The sequence below is a fragment of the Pantoea alfalfae genome, from assembly GCF_019880205.1.
GTDB lineage: Bacteria > Pseudomonadota > Gammaproteobacteria > Enterobacterales > Enterobacteriaceae > Pantoea > Pantoea alfalfae.
Genome location: NZ_CP082295.1, coordinates 70,779 through 88,898, shown reverse-complemented (window position 1 = coordinate 88,898; position 18,120 = coordinate 70,779). Strand labels below are relative to the sequence as shown.

13 protein-coding genes are annotated in these 18,120 nt (G+C 52.4%); 8 read left to right on the top strand and 5 right to left on the bottom strand.

Annotation, left to right across the window (positions count from 1 at the left end):
• Positions 1-1,140 carry an amidohydrolase gene (locus K6R05_RS20650; RefSeq protein WP_222925726.1) on the top strand — a complete coding sequence of 380 codons (1,140 nt, stop codon included), beginning with the start codon at positions 1-3 and terminating at the stop codon, positions 1,138-1,140.
• 20 nt (positions 1,141-1,160) lie between these two features.
• Entirely contained in the window at positions 1,161-2,006 is an 846-nt protein-coding gene (locus tag K6R05_RS20645; protein WP_161736332.1) for a VOC family protein, read from the top strand.
• 113 nt (positions 2,007-2,119) lie between these two features.
• On the opposite strand, the gene K6R05_RS20640 is transcribed toward K6R05_RS20645, so the two are convergent.
• The 3 genes from K6R05_RS20640 to fhuE all read right to left on the bottom strand — a co-directional run bounded on the left by K6R05_RS20640 (position 2,120) and on the right by fhuE (position 5,405).
• A complete protein-coding gene (locus tag K6R05_RS20640) occupies positions 2,120-2,530 on the bottom strand; it encodes a helix-turn-helix domain-containing protein (RefSeq protein ID WP_161736331.1) in 411 nt (136 codons plus the stop codon).
• Positions 2,527-2,838 carry a type II toxin-antitoxin system HigB family toxin gene (locus K6R05_RS20635; RefSeq protein WP_161736330.1) on the bottom strand — a complete coding sequence of 104 codons (312 nt, stop codon included), beginning with the start codon at positions 2,836-2,838 and terminating at the stop codon, positions 2,527-2,529. The genes K6R05_RS20640 and K6R05_RS20635 overlap by 4 nt, the downstream gene beginning before the upstream one ends.
• 344 nt (positions 2,839-3,182) lie before the next feature.
• A complete protein-coding gene (gene fhuE, locus K6R05_RS20630; RefSeq protein WP_222925725.1) occupies positions 3,183-5,405 on the bottom strand; it encodes a ferric-rhodotorulic acid/ferric-coprogen receptor FhuE in 2,223 nt (740 codons plus the stop codon).
• Positions 5,406-5,848: 443 nt separating this feature from the next.
• Here fhuE and pagP point away from each other — a divergent pair, with 443 nt between their 5' ends.
• The gene (gene pagP, locus K6R05_RS20625) at positions 5,849-6,421 is read left to right on the top strand and encodes a lipid IV(A) palmitoyltransferase PagP (protein ID WP_222925724.1); all 573 of its coding nucleotides are present in this window, start codon (positions 5,849-5,851) and stop codon (positions 6,419-6,421) included.
• Between the two features lie 17 nt (positions 6,422-6,438).
• On the opposite strand, the gene K6R05_RS20620 is transcribed toward pagP, so the two are convergent.
• Positions 6,439-7,578 (bottom strand): tyrosine-type recombinase/integrase, encoded by a 1,140-nt coding sequence (locus K6R05_RS20620; RefSeq protein WP_262390937.1) that lies wholly within the window; start codon positions 7,576-7,578, stop codon positions 6,439-6,441.
• 276 nt (positions 7,579-7,854) lie between these two features.
• On the opposite strand from K6R05_RS20620, the gene K6R05_RS20615 reads away from it, so the two are divergent.
• The gene (locus K6R05_RS20615; RefSeq protein ID WP_202605063.1) at positions 7,855-10,029 is read left to right on the top strand and encodes a TonB-dependent siderophore receptor; all 2,175 of its coding nucleotides are present in this window, start codon (positions 7,855-7,857) and stop codon (positions 10,027-10,029) included.
• Between the two features lie 72 nt (positions 10,030-10,101).
• Here the strand turns inward: K6R05_RS20615 and K6R05_RS20610 are convergent, their stop codons facing one another.
• Entirely contained in the window at positions 10,102-11,211 is a 1,110-nt protein-coding gene (locus tag K6R05_RS20610; protein ID WP_222925722.1) for an SDR family oxidoreductase, read from the bottom strand.
• 591 nt (positions 11,212-11,802) lie between these two features.
• On the opposite strand from K6R05_RS20610, the gene K6R05_RS20605 reads away from it, so the two are divergent.
• The 4 genes from K6R05_RS20605 (at position 11,803) to K6R05_RS20590 (ending at position 17,988) form a co-directional block, all read left to right on the top strand.
• Positions 11,803-12,693 (top strand): GNAT family protein, encoded by an 891-nt coding sequence (locus K6R05_RS20605; protein WP_161736973.1) that lies wholly within the window; start codon positions 11,803-11,805, stop codon positions 12,691-12,693.
• Positions 12,694-12,863: 170 nt separating this feature from the next.
• Complete coding sequence (locus K6R05_RS20600; protein ID WP_161736972.1) at positions 12,864-14,024, top strand: efflux RND transporter periplasmic adaptor subunit; 1,161 nt, start codon at positions 12,864-12,866, stop codon at positions 14,022-14,024.
• A gap of 1 nt (position 14,025) precedes the next feature.
• Complete coding sequence (locus K6R05_RS20595) at positions 14,026-17,121, top strand: multidrug efflux RND transporter permease subunit (RefSeq protein WP_222925795.1); 3,096 nt, start codon at positions 14,026-14,028, stop codon at positions 17,119-17,121.
• 171 nt (positions 17,122-17,292) lie between these two features.
• Positions 17,293-17,988 (top strand): response regulator, encoded by a 696-nt coding sequence (locus K6R05_RS20590; RefSeq protein WP_222925794.1) that lies wholly within the window; start codon positions 17,293-17,295, stop codon positions 17,986-17,988.
• The last annotated feature ends 132 nt before the right edge of the window (positions 17,989-18,120 follow it).

Here is an 18,120-nt window from a genome sequence, read left to right as displayed (position 1 = left end):
ATGACATTGCCTTTAACTGAACAACTGGTGCAGTGGCGTCGCGAACTGCATCAGCATCCGGAACTTTCAAACCATGAATTTGCCACAACTGAGCGTATTGCCGGCTGGCTTGAACAGGCGGGTATCCGGCTGTTGCCGCTGGAACTGAAAACTGGCGTGGTGGTAGAAATTGGTCACGGTGAATCACTGATTGCCCTGCGCGCGGATATTGATGCGTTGCCGATTGATGAAATCACCGATCGCCCGTGGCGATCTCAGGCGCCGGGCGTCATGCACGCCTGCGGTCACGACCTTCACAGCGCGGTGATGCTGGGCGTTGCCCTGCAGCTTAAACAGCAGGAAGCCTCGCTGCCAGGCCGTGTACGGATTCTGTTTCAGCCCGCCGAAGAGACGTTTGATGGCGCACGTCAGCTGATTGATGCCGGTGCGCTGGAAGGCGTACAGGCAATATTTGGCCTGCACAATGCGCCCGACCTGCCGCTCGGTACACTGCGTAGTCGGGCGGGCGCGTTTTATGCCAACGTCGATCGCTTTGTGATCCGCGTTGAAGGTAAAGGCGCGCATGCGGCACGACCGCAGGAGGGCATCGATTCGATTGTGATTGCCAGCCATATTGTGACCGCTTTACAGACGCTGCCGAGCCGGGTTTTCAGCTCGCTGGAGACGGTGGTGCTGAGCGTGACGCGCTTTACCGCCGGAAATACCTGGAACGTGTTGCCGCAAAGCGTTGAGCTGGAAGGCACCGTGCGCACCCACAATGGTGAGATCCGGGCGCAGATCCCACACCGCATCCGCTCGCTGATTCAGGGCATCGCCGCCGGATTTGGCGCGACCGCGGAGCTGGCGTGGACCGAGGGGCCACCTGCCCTGATTAACACCCCAGGCTGGGTGGATTTGGCACTGGAAATCGCACAGCAGAGCGGTTATCTCGCGGAGCATGCTGAGTCACCGCAGATGGGCGGAGAAGATTTTGCCTTCTATCTGCAACAGGTGCCGGGCGCTTTTGTCAGTATCGGCAGCGCCAGCGAATTTGGCCTGCATCACGCCGCCTTCGATCCGGATGAAGCACTGATCGGCCCGGCAGTAGAATACTTCACGCAGCTGGTCCCGCGCGCGTTGCAGATTGTGGCGGCGCAATGACCAGGAAAAGGAGTGCAGCGATGTCTGTTCCGGTTCCGCAACCGATTCTGGATCACGCGGTGATTAACGTTGCCGACCAGCTCGACAGCGCCAGTGCGCGCTTCCGGCGGCTTGGCTTTCAGCTCACAGAACGCGGTCATCATTCGCTGGGTTCGAGCAATCATCTGGCCATCTTTGGCGAAAATTATCTTGAACTACTTGGTTATGAATCCGGTAAAGGCAGCCAGCGCGCCGATCTCTGGCAGTCGCCATTAGGATTGAGTGGCCTGGTATGGAAAAGCAGTGACGCCGACCGTGAGTTTCAGCATCTGGAACGTCAGGATCTGGATGGTGATCCACCCGCCTCTTTTCATCGCCCGGTCGATCTGCCCGACGGTACGGTAACTGAAGCGCGCTTTCGTACCGTGCGGCTGCGCCCTTCGCTGATACCCAATGGCCGCAGCTTTTTTTGCCAGCATCTGACGCCTGAAGCGGTATGGCAGCCTGCCTGGCAACGCCATCCCAATGGCGTGCGGAACATCAGTGAATTTGTCATTGTGGCGCAGGACCCGGCGCACTCGGCTCAGGTCTATAGTCGTCTCTTTGGTGCCGCAAACGTGCTTGCCTGCCCTGAAGGCGCCTTTGTCCTGCGCGCCGGTGCCGCCACAGTTCGGTTTGCATCAGCAGAGTATGCGCAACGTCGCTTTGGTCCGCTGCCCGAAGACTATGATGGTAGCGCCCGCATGGTCGCGCTGGGCTTTGAGACCGGCGATCTCGCGCAGGTCAGAATCGCATTGCAGGCAGGTGATATTGCGTTTCAGGAGCACCCTGAGGCGATTGTCGTGGAGTCAGGTGAAGGATTTAATCTGGCCCTGCGTTTTACGTGAAGCACGGGCCTGCGTTGTGATGAAAAACGCCTCGGCTGAGGCGTTTTTTATCAATCGGAGTGATAAGTCATAATGACTTTTGGCGTTCGATCGGCGTTTGGCGTCGTCTTAAATCAAAAAAACAACGATGGTGACAGGCCAAATCGCGCGCACAACGCCCGTATGTGTGACACGGTCAACTGACGATCGCCGCTGAGGATTCGGCTGACCAGAGACTTTTTGCCAATTTCATTTTCGAAGTCACTCAGGCTGAGGTTGTGCTGCTCGATCAATACCCTCAGAACGCCAGGTCCGGTGCTGATTTCACGCTGGCGGCTATTGAAGTCGGCCATCGCAGGATCATTATCTTCATAATGAGCAATGCGGGCACAAAGCAAATCTACCAGCGGATTATCCGGCTCATGTTCAATAAGGTATTCGACCAGTTCCAGTGCTTCTTGATAATCATGTCGCTGGTTGCTGCCGGCCAGCAGCGGCACCGCTTCTGCCAGCTGGTTTGACAGCCTGATAGCTTCAGTATTCATTCGGTTACCTCCCGATATTTCTTAACAAGCTTGTCGTACTCAGCGTGCGTGCAGATATGTTTGATGAAGATTTTGCTGCGCTCAAAATCCGCGAAGAATATCACGCGCAAATGGTTGCCACTGACGTCAATGACCCACCATTTAGCGCGATACTTCATACGATCAAGGCTTGCATAAAGCGCCCTGAGATCGTCAGGACCACTGAAATCGCCCTGTCTGAGGTGACGGTAAAGCAGATCCAGTGCTGCCGCTGCATTGGGATGTTTTCTGGCCGCCTCGTCAAACGGCACGCATGAAATAACATGCATTCCATTGGCCCCTGACTGTTTCCATTATGGAAACCATCTTCTCAAAACGGCTGAGCGTTGACAAGCCGGAAACGCAGAAACCTGCTGGTTCCCGAGTACTTAATGCGCCTTAAGCTGATGTAAAAATCTGGCAGAAGCTTCACCAATATGAGAATGGATAAAGGGTTACTGATAAGAATCATCGAAATGCACAGGCAACATTGCAGTTTTCTGTCGGACGATAATCCTGCCTGTGCTCTGAAATCTTTTCTGGAAAAATTGTGCCAACAGAGGCGAGAGATAGCTGGCTGGATAAAAAAAACGCCTCAACCGAAGCGTTTTTCACAGGCTTACCCGCAGATAAATCAGAAGGTATAGCTGGCGGTTACCGCGAAGTTGCGTGGCTGGCCGTAGACAACGGAGCTGGCGACGTTGGTGTCATACTCTTTGTCGAACAGGTTATTAAGGTTGCCCTGCAGCGACAGATTTTTGTTCACCTGATAGCGGGCAAACAGATCAACCAGTGCATAGCTGCCCTGTCGGGCGCGCCATGTGCCGTTGCTTTCCGGTCCACCGACGTCGTTCCAGATATGTGTCTGCCAGTTCACGCCGCCGCCCAGCGTAAGCTGCTGCAGGGTCGGCAGGCGATAGCTGCTGAACAGGTTAAAACTGGTCTGCGGTAACTGTGGATTAAAGGTACTGCCGTCCCGGTTTTCCGCTATGTAGCGCGTGCCGCCAAAGGTCATCTGCCAGTTGTCGGTCAATGCGCCATTGACCTCAAACTCGACGCCACGACTCACTACGCCTTTACGGCCAATGTAGGCCACATCGCCTGAACCCTGAATGGTCTGGGTGGTCGCCTCGCCAGCGTTATCCAGTTCAGTGCGGAATACAGAAACAGAGGCAGTCAGGCGACTGTCCATCCAGTCAGATTTCAGCCCGGCTTCGTAGTTTTTCCCAATAACCGGCGACAGATAAGCGCCACTGGCATCACGATAATCCTGAGGCTGGAACACCGAGGTATAGCTGGCATAAGCAGACCAGTTTTCAGCAAAGTCATAAATCAGCCCGCCATACGGGGTGATGTTATTTTCTTCCGTTTCCCCGCCTGGCGTTTCACGATTCCAGTTGGTGTAGCGTGCGCCGAGGATCAGGTGCAGCGGATCGGCAAGCGACAGTCGGGTTGCCATGTACGTCGACTTCTGGCGAACCAGCTGGGTATCACTGGCGGGCAGACGTGGCGTCCAGTCAGATTCCGGGTACTGGCCATTGAAATCGTTGAAGTTGCCCAGCGACTCAGAGGAAATATTCTCAAAGGTGCTGAAGTACTTGTTATCCTGGCGGGTATAATTGACGCCCACCATCAGCTCGTGCTGACGGCCCAGCAGTTCATACGGGCCGCTGGCAAAGGCATCGACGGCATCTACTTTGCGCTTCCCGGTGTTATAACCGGTTCCGCCCACCACAGGATAATTGGCATAGGAAGAGACGCCCGCACCCGTGCTGCGATCAAAATAGCCATCAAGATAGATCTGCTTACTGTCCAGACGCATATCGGTGTGCGTGCCGTTTAACGTCAGGTTCCAGCCGTTGTCGAAGTCCTGCTTCAGGTTCACAAAGACTTTACGGTTCTCTTTATCGTTGTAGGCCCAGTCTGGCGCCGTGTTATAGCCGCGTCGGGTATGTATCTGCGTGCCGTCGGTGTACCAGCGCGGTGCGCCGCCCCACATCGTCGAGTCTGTATTGACCTGGCTGAACTCATAACCCACCGACAGCGTGGCAGAATCGGTGAGATCGGCATCAATCACGCCATAGAAAAACTGTTTTTTAGCACCGTAGCGCTCAATGAAACTGTTGTTGTCCTGCCAGCCGGCGACCATGCGGCCACGAATATTGCCGGACTCACTGAGTGGCGTGGAAAGATCGGCCACGTAGCGCTGTTTGTTCCAGCTGCCGTAACTGGCGGAAACGGTGCCACCGAACGCTTTGCTGTCCGCGTGCTTGCGCACCATGTTGATGGCAGCAGACGGATTGCCCGGCCCGGTCAACAGCCCGGTCGCCCCGCGTACCACTTCAACGCGCTCATACAGCGCCATATCGGTCTGAGCATCGCCCAGATTCCAGCGCTCCGCAAAGGCGGTAGGAATGCCATCAACCATGTAGTTGTCGATCAAAAAACCACGCGCATAGTAGTTAGTGCGGTCCATATCGCCACTGATACCATGAATGCCGGTGGTGTTGGACAGCACATCATTCAGTGACTGGAGCTGCTGATCGGCCATACGCTGAGTACTGACGATGCTGACGGACTGCGGCACATCACGTACGGTGCCTAGCATTTTGGTGCCAGCACGGGTAACCGGAACGCTGTAATCCGTTTGCGGTGACGTTGTCACGGCATTGTCGGCTGACGCGCTGACCGTTAGCGTCTGACCATCGCTGGCAGCGGGTGTGGACGTTTCTGCGGCACTGGCGGCGTTATGCGTCAGCGACGAAGCGATGATGGCGGCCAGTAAGGAGAATCGGAATGGGCGTTGCAGCGCAGACGCCCCTGTAGCCCTGGGGTCCTGAAGATCGAAAGCGTTCATTAATTCCTCAATTATCTTTATGTTTTTATGCTGCCACTGTCACGACCTTGCATCCTGCGGGCATCGCTGCCCTGCTTTGGGTTTGAGGAACCAGAAACCCTTTCCGTGAGCGCCTGTGCGCGGGTGTGATGAACTTTCAAAGCAAATGAGAAATATACGCATTGCGATTATCATTGCAAGATTTTGTTAACAAATAATGCGAGTTTTTTCAGGATATCGTCTGCACGTTAAGCTTTTTCAAAGCCTGCTATTAAGGAGAGAGTCTTAAAATAGCCGATGGATAAACGAACGATCTGAGCAGCAGAAATGCCACATCGCTTTTATTAATTATAAAATCCTGCATCAACCGCTCATTGACCTTAAGTTGCCACTCTTTGTGCGACAATACTCGTCTTAAAGCTTTTATTTCCTTATTTAACACCAGACTTAACAGGTATTCGCACATGCGCAAAACTTCAACTCTTAAAGCGCTGATGATGACAACCACCGTTCTCACTGCTTTTACAGCTCACGCCGCCACACTGGTTCAGAATGTCAGCGCAGGCTGGGAAAGCTTCAGTGATAAGGTTGCCACAACATGGCAGCAGCCAGAGGGAATCGACTTTTATCTGCCTGCGATTACGTGGCACAACCGTGCCACGTACGATCGGGAACACATCAATAAATATAATGAAAGGCCCTGGGGCGCAGGCGGGGGGATTTCCCGCTACGATGAAAAAGGCAACTGGAACGGCATCTATTTAATGGCGTTCAAAGACTCCTTCAATAAATGGGAGCCCTTTGGAGGTTATGGCTGGGTAGCCACATGGCGTCCGCTGGCTGACCAGAATTTTCACTGGGGTGCAGGTTACACGGCAGGCGTTACCGCCCGGCATAACTGGGACTATATACCGGTGCCTGCGTTGCTGCCGCTGGCCTCAATCGGCTATGGCGATCTCGATTTCCAGATGACCTACATACCGGGTACGCATAATAACGGTAACGTCTATTTTGCCTGGCTGCGCTACCACTTCTGATCGTGAAAACCGCAGCCTTAGCGTGACATCGCCATGATGGAGAGATTGCTCAAAGTGAGGGTCTCGCCATCATAGCGATGTCGCAGCAGATGATAACTTTCGCATTCAATAATCTGCTTAACCGCATCTGAAAAGGTATTCATTGCGCTACGCATCTGGCTCAGATAGTCATGGGTGTCATAGACCCGATCAATCCCCTCCAGCGCATGGTTCATGATTTTGCGGGCGACATCATTAGGCGTGTCGAGGGCTGAAAGTTTTGATCGGGCGGTTCGGCGCAAATCGCGTGGGGTAAACGGCTCCAGTCCCAGCCCACGCGGAGCGCGGATCATCCGGCGCAGCGCCTGATTCAGCGCACCTTTTGACAGCGGCTGTTGGGGATCGCGTGGTGCGGGCACCAGCCAGGGCGAATCCGGATCGGCAGCATTAAGTAACGCTTCGATGCACAGCCGCATCAGCGGTGAAATCGGCAACACATGCTCGCGCTGTGATTTATTACGGGTGCCCTGCATCCACAATCCTAACTGCAGATCGAATTCCCCTTTCTGCGCCTGCACAATCTCATCCGGCCGTCGGGCGCTGACCAGACATAAGCGCAGCGCCCAGCGTGCCTGTTCCGATAATGCCCAGTTATCCAGACCGTGCCAGAAAACCCAGATTTCCGCATCGGTGAGTTGCCGATTGCGCGGTGGCGTAGCGCGGCCTGCGACATCCCGTTTTTTCATCGAGGCAATAGGCGAATGATCGAGATAGCCCTGCATCTCGGCCCAGGCGAGAAATTGTTTGGTCAGCGCGAACACCCGACGCGCCTCCTCCTTTTTACCGTCGGCAATCAGGATGTTGTAAAGCCGGTTAAGGCGCAAACGGTTCAGCGTTTTGAGCGGCTGCGATCCGATGTTGGGCAGAACATGTTTCAGCAGAGACGAAATGGCGATCTCAGGACGCCGCCGGCTGATCAACAGTGACAGTTTTACCCAGACCTTCATCACCTGCTCTACCGTGCCTTCATCGCCAAAATTATCCAGTTCGCTCAGCGAAGCCGCTTTAACCTGCTCCAGCCAGATAAGGACATGACGGCCAACATGTGCTGAACGCGCTGCGGTTATTGTCGAATCTGTTATCACATTATTACCTGTTGCCCGTTTAAAAGCCGCCATTCTACCCATCGTTAAGTTATGACTCCAGACCTAATAAGTCTGGAGTCACAATGACGTATTCTGAGCCATTCTGAGAAACTTTTCGGGTCATGACAAAGAAGCATTTTTATGCGCTGTTTTGCTCATCTGCGTGATCAGACTGATGAATAAAAAGCCCACTGTCAGGGGATGTAAAAAATGCCTTAACGAGATATACAATGATAACTATTATCATTATCATACGCATTTGTTTACAGACCTTAATAATTCAGGGAGATTTTCTAAGTGAATGTAACCATGCGTGTCCATAAGCGCCCTGCCGCTCTGCTGCTGGCAGGTTTGTTAAGTACTTCTGCTAACGGCGCTACTCAGGAGGAGACAGAAAGGCTGGCTGATGATGAAACAATGCTGGTCACCGCGGAGCAGGAATTAAAACAGCAGCCCGGTGTTTCAGTGATTACCTCACAGGACATTGAAAAGAATCCGCCGGTCAACGACCTCTCCGACATCATCCGTAAAATGCCGGGCGTCAATCTTACCGGTAACAGCGCCAATGGTGTGCGCGGTAACAATCGTCAAATCGATATTCGCGGTATGGGACCGGAAAACACGTTGATTCTGATCGACGGTGTGCCAACAACCTCTCGCAATTCGGTGCGTTACAGCTGGCGCGGCGAGCGTGATTCCCGTGGCGACTCCAACTGGGTACCGCCGGAAATGGTTGAACGGATTGAAGTTATTCGTGGACCAGCGGCAGCCCGTTACGGTTCAGGCGCTGCTGGGGGTGTGGTTAACATCATTACCAAACGTCCGACAAATGACTGGAGCGGATCGCTGTCGCTCTACACCAACCAGCCGGAAGATGATAAAGAAGGGGCAACCCGACGCGCCAACTTTAACCTGAGTGGCCCGCTGGCGGGTGATGCACTGACTATGCGGCTTTATGGCAACATCAATAAAACCGACAGCGATGCTTTCGATATCAATCAGTCGCATAACGGCTCCGGCGCGGCCGGTCGTGAAGGCGTTCGCAATAAAGACATCAATAGCGTGTTGTCCTGGAAGATTACGCCATTGCAGGTGCTGGATTTCAGCTATGGCTACAGTCGTCAGGGCAATATTTACGCCGGGGATACCCAGTACAGTAACGGAGCCGGTAATAAGCTTATCGAATCTCTCGACGGCTCGGAAACTAATCGTCTTTACCGTCAGACCTGGGGCCTCTCGCACAATGGCATCTGGGACTGGGGACAGTCAAAACTGACTTTTAACTATGAGAAGACCAATAACACCCGTCTGAACGAAGGCACCGCGGGCGCGGGCGAAGGCCGAATCAACAGCAGTACGTTTTCGACCAGCCGCTTTGAAAGTTACCGGGCAGGAGGTGAAGTCAGCTTCCCGCTGGAACTGCTGCGTGAACAGACCGTTACGCTGGGCGCCGAGTGGAACCGTGATGAGCTGAACGATCCCAACTCCATGAATGGCACCAGTGCGCCAGGCGTTTCGATTGACGGTATCAGTGGTGATGCGGGCAGCCGCAACAGTAAAAACAGTGCGACGCTGAGTTCGCTCTATTTCGAAGATAATATCGCCGCGACCGACAGTACTGAGGTGATCCCGGGTCTGCGCTTTGATTATCACGATACCTTTGGGGCTAACTGGAGTCCGTCGCTGAATATTTCTCAGGCGCTGGGAGAAAGTTTTACCCTGAAAGCCGGTATCGCCCGTGCATTTAAAGCCCCTAACCTCTATCAGTCCAGCGAAGGCTATTTACTGGCTACACGAGGTAATGGTTGTCCGGTCAACATTACACGTGGCAGTTGCTATCTGCTGGGCAATCAAAATCTTGATCCTGAAGTCAGCGTCAATAAAGAGCTGGGTATTGAGTTCAGTCAGAGTGGATATGTGGCGGGTCTTACCTGGTTCCGCAATGATTATAAGAACAAGATCGTCGCCGGGACCGATGTGCTGGGTTACGCCTCTAATGGCAACAACATTCTGAAGTGGAGCAACGGCGGCAAAGCGGTGGTTGAAGGTCTGGAAGGTAACGTTACGATACCGTTGGTCCGTGACGAACTTGAGTGGCGGACTAATGCCACTTACATGATCCAGTCAAAGGATAAAAAGACCGGCAATCCGCTGTCGATTATTCCGGAATACACCATCAACGCCATGCTGGACTGGCAGGTGACGCAGGATTTCTCTACCAACCTGAACTGGACAATGTATGGCCGCCAGAAACCAAGGCAGTATGCGGAATCCCGCACAGAAAATGGCTCAATGTCGACTCGGGAAGTCGGGGCTTACTCGGTATTCGGGGTTAATTTCAATTATGACATTACCAAAAATCTGCGGGCCAACGCCGGCATCAATAACCTGCTGGATAAGCAACTCTACCGGGAAGCAGATGGGGCATCGACCTATAACGAACCAGGCCGTGCTTATTATGCGGGTCTGACCATGACGTTTTAATTAACCGAAGCGCTTCCAGCCGGAAGCGCTTTTTTCAGGAAAAACAACCCTCTTCCCTTACTTCGTTCCCAACTACTTAAAATCGACCTGCATCAATTCGGCAATTGTTGAATCACGTGTTGTCAGCACACAGCGATCCAGATACTCGGTGAATCTGGAAGGCTTATTCATGCCAAGCTGCAGCAGTTTGGTGTTATCAAACACCACATTCAGGTTTGAGAAGTGCCCATACAGGTTCATCGCGCGCAGCATGATGCGTTCATTGCAGGGGCCAAACAGATCCTTAAACGTTCTTCTGCTATCTGACAGCTGTTTATAGGACACCTTCTGATAATCCACACCCAGCGCCTTGTTTCCTGACGCTCTGGCCATCGCCTCATCAATTTCTGCAAACGTAACACTGCTGTGTGTTCCGGCAGAAATGTGAATGACTTCATTAATGACGTTATCTGCGTCGAGCAGCAGAACCAGTGCATCCGCGCAGTAATCAACCGGAACCACATCAATACGATCGTCAAGTTCGCAGGTGAATTTACCCAACGCCAGTGCCATCCTGAATACCCAGAAAATGCTGGCTGAAGGTAGGCATCCCTGATCGGAATGACCCACCACAATCGACGGACGGGCAATCACCAGTGGCAGGCCTGGCAATTTCTCTGTCATCAGCTTTTCAATCGAAGCCTTACTCCATGTGTATTCAACGATATGCTGATCCCGACTGGAGTTGAGTCCGCCCTCAGTCACCAGTGAGCCAGGTTCCGGCGCACAGGACATAGCGGTTCCAACGTGGATAAATTTTTTCAAGCCTTCAACCCGGCTCATTCGTTCGGCAAACCGGAACGTGCCTTCAACGTTCACTTTCCAGATGGCAGGATTATTACCAAATGAGGCGACGGCGGCGCAGTTAATGACATGGGTAACGTCATTAAGTCGTGAGTCATGAATAAAATCATCCGTAAATGCCAGGTCACCCAGGATAATATTTTCAGGTGCTATCGAATTGATTACTGACTCCTTTAAGCCAAAATTCTTCAGGTTGGCTGTAAGCCTCTTCAACCCTTCATCAACGGTCTCGCCTCTGACCAGCAGCAGCAGTCGATCCTTAACGCTGTTCTGTAATAAATTTGCGACGACAGCCCCGCCTAAAAAACCTGTAGAACCGGTAATAAGGATTTTTTTCATGATAGTGCCATTTAATCTGGTTGATCAAAGGAAAGCATTAACAGAACGCTTCCCGAACAGGAAAAATTATTGTGGTTACCATATTTATGGTGGTCTTAAAGATAAATTAAGGTTTGACGCCAAATCCTAAACTGACGACTTAAACACTTCTCAGCCTGAGAACCAGACCAGTATAAAGGTAATAACTATCGTCAGGCTCAACAAGACTGAAGATATTTCATTAAACTTGTTCATTTAGATTCTGTTTATATTCCATGATCAGAGTGCCACCTTTAAATATTTACACCCTCTATTGAACTCACGATCTGATTTGAACAATTTTTGCCATTTGGGATCAAGATTTTTTTAAAATTTTTTTCCTGAACTTATTATTAATTTAAAGAATGAAGTTTGTTGGTAGGTTATTTATGGAGAGTCAGTTCAGACTGTGTGTAGAACATGTGTAGAAGCTAAACAAAAACGATTTATCATATAAATCCCTGCACTTGTTTATCCCTTGTTTAATGTTCATCAATTACACCCTTGGCCGTTATAAAATATTTCCGGGCAGACTCTCCGGCGCATTCTCGCGTTGCACTTCAGGTGACAGGCATGTTTACAACACACTTAAAACTTAAAAATACCGGCTGGGAAGAGTGCACCCTTTCTGCTTATGCTCAGCTTTACACTGTATTTGGGGGAAGCGTATGCACCCATCCCCGTGTTCTCGCCTATCTTTCTGAGCGTGAAGGCGTCTGTATTCAGTACTATATAAAAAGGCGACATGGACAACCCATTGCTGGGGTATTTTCAATTAATGGCTCTCTGGAATATAAAAAATCAAAGCTTCCCTTTGTTTTTGATGATTTAATCCTCCCGATTAAATCGGGTGAGAAAATTATCCTCCCTTTTAAAACCAAACGGTTATCGCCCCATTCTCAGGGCGTAATTTTTAACAGCATCCGTCACAACCTGTTTAAGAAAAAAATAGCTCACATCAAGTCCGACTTTTCCATGAAAACCGCTAAGAAGCGTACCGGAGAGGTACGGCGATTCAGAAAAGCGGGTGGAACAGTCGAAGATGTCTCCTCTTTTTCCCCTGCTGAATTGTCGGCTATTTATCAGCACCTGTTCGATTTGCGGTGGCAAAACACCCTTACGTGTACTGACACCAGCATCCTGACTGAGACGTTCACTACGTTCAGAGATATGATTTTCGGCAAAGTCTTATTCATCAATGACTCACCCTGCGCTTTTGACCTCAATTATAAAGTTGAATGCCCATCATGGTTTTATTTCGAGGACGTTAATGGCGGAATTGACCCGCAGTTTAAATCGATGGGGGTGGGTTCTGTCTTACTCTGGGAAAACATTCAGCACGCCAGAGCGTTAGCGGCGTCATCGGATAAGAAATTTATTTTTTCTCTGGGGGCTTACAACCCAGGCTGGCATTATAAAAAACAGTGGTGCGATATTATGCCCTCAGGCCGTACGCTATTCTGAAGCGAGATCCTTTTAGGTGATTGCATTGCAAACTGAATTTCATCCCGGCAATGCAATCATCTTTTAAACGTTAAATAATTTAGCGTCTACACACAATCTCAACACACCCTCAACTGAGAATAAACGCGTGTCCGATAACATGGGTTATCACTTTTAGAGACGAGAAATCCATGTTATCCCGCAAACTTTTTTCGCTGCCTTTACTTTTGGTTGCCCTGATTGCCGCGCTGACGGGCTGCGATGAAAAAGCGATTATGGAAACTGAAGCCCCTGCTCCTCAGGTTGCCATTGAGGTGATCCAGCCACAGGTTTTATCGGTCAGCGAGACGCTTCCAGGTCGCGTTAATGCGCTGCACACTGCAGAAATACGGCCGCAGGTCAGCGGTATTATTCAGCGCCGCCTGTTTGAACAGGGCGCAGACATTAAAAAAGGCATGCCACTCTTCCAGATTAACGCGGCGCCTTTTGAAGCGGAAGTTGCCAGTGCTCAGGCCGGTTTACTGCGTGCCAAAGCCGGCAATGACAAAGCCCAGCAGCAGGCTGCGCGTCTGCGACCACTAATGAAAACGGGCGCAGTGAGCCGTCAGAGCTTTGATGAAGCCATTGCGAATGCCCGCCAGACGGCGGCAGATGTCGCGCAGGCCAGCGCTGCGCTCAGGCGCAAAGCGCTTGATCTGAGTTTTGCCACCGTTGAAGCACCGATATCCGGACGTATTGATCAGGCTCTGATTTCCGAAGGGGCGTATGTGACAGCCAGTGATAGCACCCCGCTGGCTCGCATCTACCAGACAGACCCTATTTATGTGGACGTCCACCAGCCCGCTGAGGTTTACCACCAGCTGCGCCAGCAGGCAGTGAGTCAGCAGAATGCCGCTACAGGCGTGCCGGTAAAGATTTTGTTACCCGGTGGCGCTGTCTATCACCAGCCAGGCAGGATCCTGTTCTCCGGCATGAGCGTCGATCCCGCAACGGGTGACGTTATGGTGCGCATTGAAGTGAGTAATCCTGACCGCGAACTCCTGCCCGGCATGTTTGTTCGGGTTGAGATCCTGCGTCAGCACTATGACGATGCGCTGCTGGTTCCCCAGCAGGCTGTATCACTTCAGGAGGGTCACGCTGCGCTTTGGGTAGTTGACGACAGGCAACAGGCCCGTCAGGTCAACGTGCACGTCGGGGAATTAATCCATGGCGCCTATCGCATTGCCGAAGGATTACCTGCCGGCAGCCGTGTTGTTGTCCAGGGCATGGATAAGCTCAGCAACGGCACCCAAGTCGCGGCAGTGATTTCAACTGCCTCCCCTGCAAATCTGACCATGAAGGCCGGAGAGTAATATGGCTGAGTTTTTCATCAGGCGCCCGGTTTTCGCCTGGGTTGTCGCCTTGTTCATCATTCTGTTCGGGATCATTGCGATCCCCAAACTGCCGGTGGCCCGTTACCCCTCGGTTGCACCACCGAATGTCAGCATCACCGCGACCTGGGCAGGCGCTTCGCCGCAGACGATGAACGACACCGTCGTCAGCCTGATTGAGCGCGAACTCTCCAGCGTCAAGAATCTGCTCTATTTTGAATCATCCACGGACACCTCGGGTCAGGCGACCATTACGGTCACATTCAAACCAGGCACAGATGCCGAACTGGCTCAGGTTGATGTACAGAACCGCATCAAGACGGTGGAATCCCGCCTGCCGCAGACGGTGCGGCAGAATGGGCTTCAGGTTGAATCGGCTGACACCGGCTTCCTGATGATTGTCAGTCTGACCTCCAAAGCCGGGAAAACAGACAGTGAAGCGTTAAGTGACTACATGGCCAGAAATGTGGTTGAAGAACTGCGCAGACTGCCTGGCGTAGGACGGGTTCAGCTGTTCGGCGCGGAAAGCGCGCTACGTGTCTGGATCGATCCCGCCAGACTGCTTTCACTCAACCTGACGATGAACGACATTTCTGCCGCCATCACCCAGCAGAATGCACAAATCGCCCCGGGACGGGTCGGTGACGAACCTGCATTGCCTGGACAGATGGTCACCCTTCCCTTAACGGTGGAGGGTCAGCTAACCACGCCTGAGCAGTTCGGCCGCATTGTGCTGCGCGCGAATCAGGATGGCTCCAGCGTCAAGCTCTCTGACGTGGCAAGAGTGGAGACCGGTTCTCAGAGTTACAGCATGCTGATGCGTGAAAATGGTCAGAACTCAACGGGTGCAGCGATTATGCTGGCGCCCGGTGCCAACGCGGTAAAGACCGCAGAGGCGGTGTCGACCCGGATGAAAGAACTGAGTCTGTCGATGCCGGAGGATATTCGTTACGCGCTCCCTTTCAATACCGCACCCTTCGTAAAGCTCTCAATCGGGAAGGTGATCCACACCCTTCTCGAAGCGATGGTGCTGGTATTCGTGGTGATGTATCTGTTTTTACAGAACATCCGCTATACCTTCATACCCGCCATTGTCGCGCCGATTGCCTTATTGGGCACGCTATCCGTCATGCTGCTCGCTGGCTTCTCCGTCAATGTTCTCACGATGTTTGGACTGGTGCTCGCCATCGGCCTCATCGTTGATGATGCGATTGTCGTGGTTGAAAACGTTGAGCGCATCATGCGTGAGGAGAACCTCAACCCCCGCGAGGCGACCTCAAAAGCGATGCGCGAAATAACGGGTGCCATCATCGGCATTACGCTGGTGCTCACGGCGGTCTTTATCCCCATGGGATTCGCCAGCGGTTCAGTCGGCATTATCTACCGTCAGTTTGCCCTCTCAATGGCGACCGCAATTCTGTTTTCCGCATTGCTGGCGCTGACACTGACCCCCGCACTCTGCGCCACGCTGCTTAAAATGCCTTCCGATCATGCCCGGCGCGGTTTTTTCGGCATGTTCAACCGCGGCTTTGATCGACTGACTAGCCGCTATTCCGGCTGGACAGCCATTACCCTGAAACGCTCCGGCCGAATGATGCTGTTGTTTATTGCACTGTGCGCAGGAACCGGACTGGCATTCAGTCAGCTATCTTCCGCTTTTCTCCCCGAAGAAGATCAGGGCTACTTCATGACGGCGTTTCAGCTTCCAGCGGAGGCAACGCAGCAGCGGACACTGGCTGTGGTGAAAAAATATGAAGATGCCCTAAGTTCGCGTCCCGCCATCGCAACTAATCAATCCATCATTGGCTTTGGCTTTTCCGGCGCTGGGGCAAACACCGCACTGGCTTTCACCGTCCTGAAAGAGGGCAAGGAACGCGGTGATAACACCACCCGGGGGGAAGTTGAATTTGTCGGGCAGGCGATGCGCGACTCACCGGAAGGCACCATCATGACGATGATGCCCCCGGCTATCGAGGAGCTGGGAAACTCTTCAGGCTTTACGCTGAGGCTGGAGGATCGCGCGAATCAGGGTTATGCAGCGCTGGAAGCTGCACAGACTAAGCTTCTGCAGCTTGCCGCTAAAAGCAGCAAAGTCACGCAGGTTTATCCGGACGGCTTGCCGCCGGGAACGACTGTCCGGCTGAATATCGATCGTGAAAAGGCCAATACCATGGGTGTCTCGTTCACCAGCATCAGCGACACGCTCTCCGCTGCGATGGGTTCGCTCTACGTCAACGATTACCCCAATAAAGGTCGAATGCAGCAGGTGATTATTCAGGCTGAGGCGAAAGATCGTATGCAGATTGATGACATCCTCAATTTGTATGTCCGAAGCAGTGAAAACCGGATGGTCGCGATGAAAGCCTTCGTTACACCGGTATGGTCATCCGCGCCTCTCCAGCAGGTCCGCTATCAGGGTTATCCCGCGATGAGGCTCTCAGGCAGTGCTGCGCCGGGTGTTTCCAGTGGTGATGCCATGAAAGAGATGGAAGCGCTGGCAAAACAGTTGCCGCCGGGTTTCGCGGTTGAATGGACCGGCCAGTCGTTGCAGGAACAGCAGTCTGCTGCACAGGCACCTATGCTGATGGTGCTCTCCATCCTGGTGATCTTCCTGGTGTTAGCTGCGCTCTATGAGAGCTGGGCCATTCCGCTCTCCGTATTGATGGTGATTCCTTTGGGGATCGCGGGCGCTGTCGCTGCCGTGATGATTCGCGGATTGCCTGATGACGTGTTCTTCAAGGTCGGGTTGATTACTGTTATCGGGCTATCGGCCAGAAACGCCGTGCTGATTATTGAATTTGCCAGACAGTTATACCAGGAGGGCAAGAGCCTGCGGGAAGCAGCAATCACCGCGGCCAGAATGCGTCTGCGTCCGATTATCATGACGTCAATGGCTTTCGGATTGGGCGTCGTCCCGTTAATCATTGCCTCCGGACCCGCCAGTGAAACCCAGCATGCTATCGGCACCGGGGTTTTTGGCGGCATCATCAGTGCTACGATTCTGGCCGTTATTTTTGTACCGCTGTTTTTTGTCATCGTGATGACTCTGCGAAATAAGCTGATCACTCATGAAAAATGATATGCAAACTGCGCTTCAAGCGGGTATCTCGTCTGATTTATTGTTTCACAGACCTGATATCATGATGGCAACGGCTGTAACACAATAGCGTTTATAGCGCACCCGGCGGCGCTCTTCAGAATAAGCGCTGAGCCGCCGTCCGGGCCGATTCAGATCGATGACAGGATAAGGATGAATAGCAGCGTGATTTTAATTGTCGAAGATGATGTCGAAATAGCCGCAATATTAACTGCCTATCTGCAGAATTCAGGTTTCACGGTAAGCCATGCGGAAAACGGAGCGTTAGCATTAGCGTTTTGTGCAACATCCTCACCTGATTTGATCGTACTGGATGTCCGTATGCCGATTATGGACGGCTGGCAGGTCCTGGCCGAAGTGCGTCGCCGGGGAAATATCCCGGTTATTATGCTCACGGCTAATGACGATGATGTGGATAAACTTTCTGCATTACGCATCGGAGCCGATGATTACGTCGTTAAGCCGTTTAATCCGGCTGAAGTGGTGGCACGGGTTCAGGCCGTGTTAAGACGTACCCAGGTTATCACACGCTCGAAAGATATTTACTCGACCCGATCGCTTTCCATTAACCTACAGCAGCACAGCGTTGTTGTTAAACCTGACGGGGTGGATATTGCCTCACGCCTGACAACAACCGAGTTCAGGCTAATCACCCAGTTCGTGCGCGAACCCAGCCGGGTATTTAGCCGGGATGAACTGCTGGAAGCGTGTTTTCCGGAAGGTGACACATTACCGCGAACTGTTGACAGCCATATCAGTAAATTACGCAAGAAACTCGATGATGCGGGTGCGTCAGGACTGCTGCAGAATGTGAGAGGCTTCGGATATCGCCTGGGAGAGAGTAAATGAAGCAACGTGGTCTTAGCGGGCAACTGAACTGGCTCATCGTCAAAGTCACGATCTACTCTTTTCTGACCTCCTTTGCCACCTATTCACTTTACCCGACCGTTATCGGATTATTTTCAGGTCAGCTGTTGCCAC

Coding starts and splice junctions, on each gene's coding strand:
- K6R05_RS20605 (WP_161736973.1), top strand. CDS start 11,803: ATGTTTACAACACACTTAAAACTTAAAAATACCGGCTGGGAAGAGTGC.
- K6R05_RS20595 (WP_222925795.1), top strand. CDS start 14,026: ATGGCTGAGTTTTTCATCAGGCGCCCGGTTTTCGCCTGGGTTGTCGCC.
- fhuE (WP_222925725.1), bottom strand. CDS start 5,405: ATGAACGCTTTCGATCTTCAGGACCCCAGGGCTACAGGGGCGTCTGCG.
- K6R05_RS20590 (WP_222925794.1), top strand. CDS start 17,293: ATGAATAGCAGCGTGATTTTAATTGTCGAAGATGATGTCGAAATAGCC.
- K6R05_RS20635 (WP_161736330.1), bottom strand. CDS start 2,838: ATGCATGTTATTTCATGCGTGCCGTTTGACGAGGCGGCCAGAAAACAT.
- K6R05_RS20650 (WP_222925726.1), top strand. CDS start 1: ATGACATTGCCTTTAACTGAACAACTGGTGCAGTGGCGTCGCGAACTG.
- K6R05_RS20620 (WP_262390937.1), bottom strand. CDS start 7,578: ATGGCGGCTTTTAAACGGGCAACAGGTAATAATGTGATAACAGATTCG.
- K6R05_RS20640 (WP_161736331.1), bottom strand. CDS start 2,530: ATGAATACTGAAGCTATCAGGCTGTCAAACCAGCTGGCAGAAGCGGTG.
- pagP (WP_222925724.1), top strand. CDS start 5,849: ATGCGCAAAACTTCAACTCTTAAAGCGCTGATGATGACAACCACCGTT.
- K6R05_RS20600 (WP_161736972.1), top strand. CDS start 12,864: ATGTTATCCCGCAAACTTTTTTCGCTGCCTTTACTTTTGGTTGCCCTG.
- K6R05_RS20645 (WP_161736332.1), top strand. CDS start 1,161: ATGTCTGTTCCGGTTCCGCAACCGATTCTGGATCACGCGGTGATTAAC.
- K6R05_RS20610 (WP_222925722.1), bottom strand. CDS start 11,211: ATGAAAAAAATCCTTATTACCGGTTCTACAGGTTTTTTAGGCGGGGCT.
- K6R05_RS20615 (WP_202605063.1), top strand. CDS start 7,855: ATGCGTGTCCATAAGCGCCCTGCCGCTCTGCTGCTGGCAGGTTTGTTA.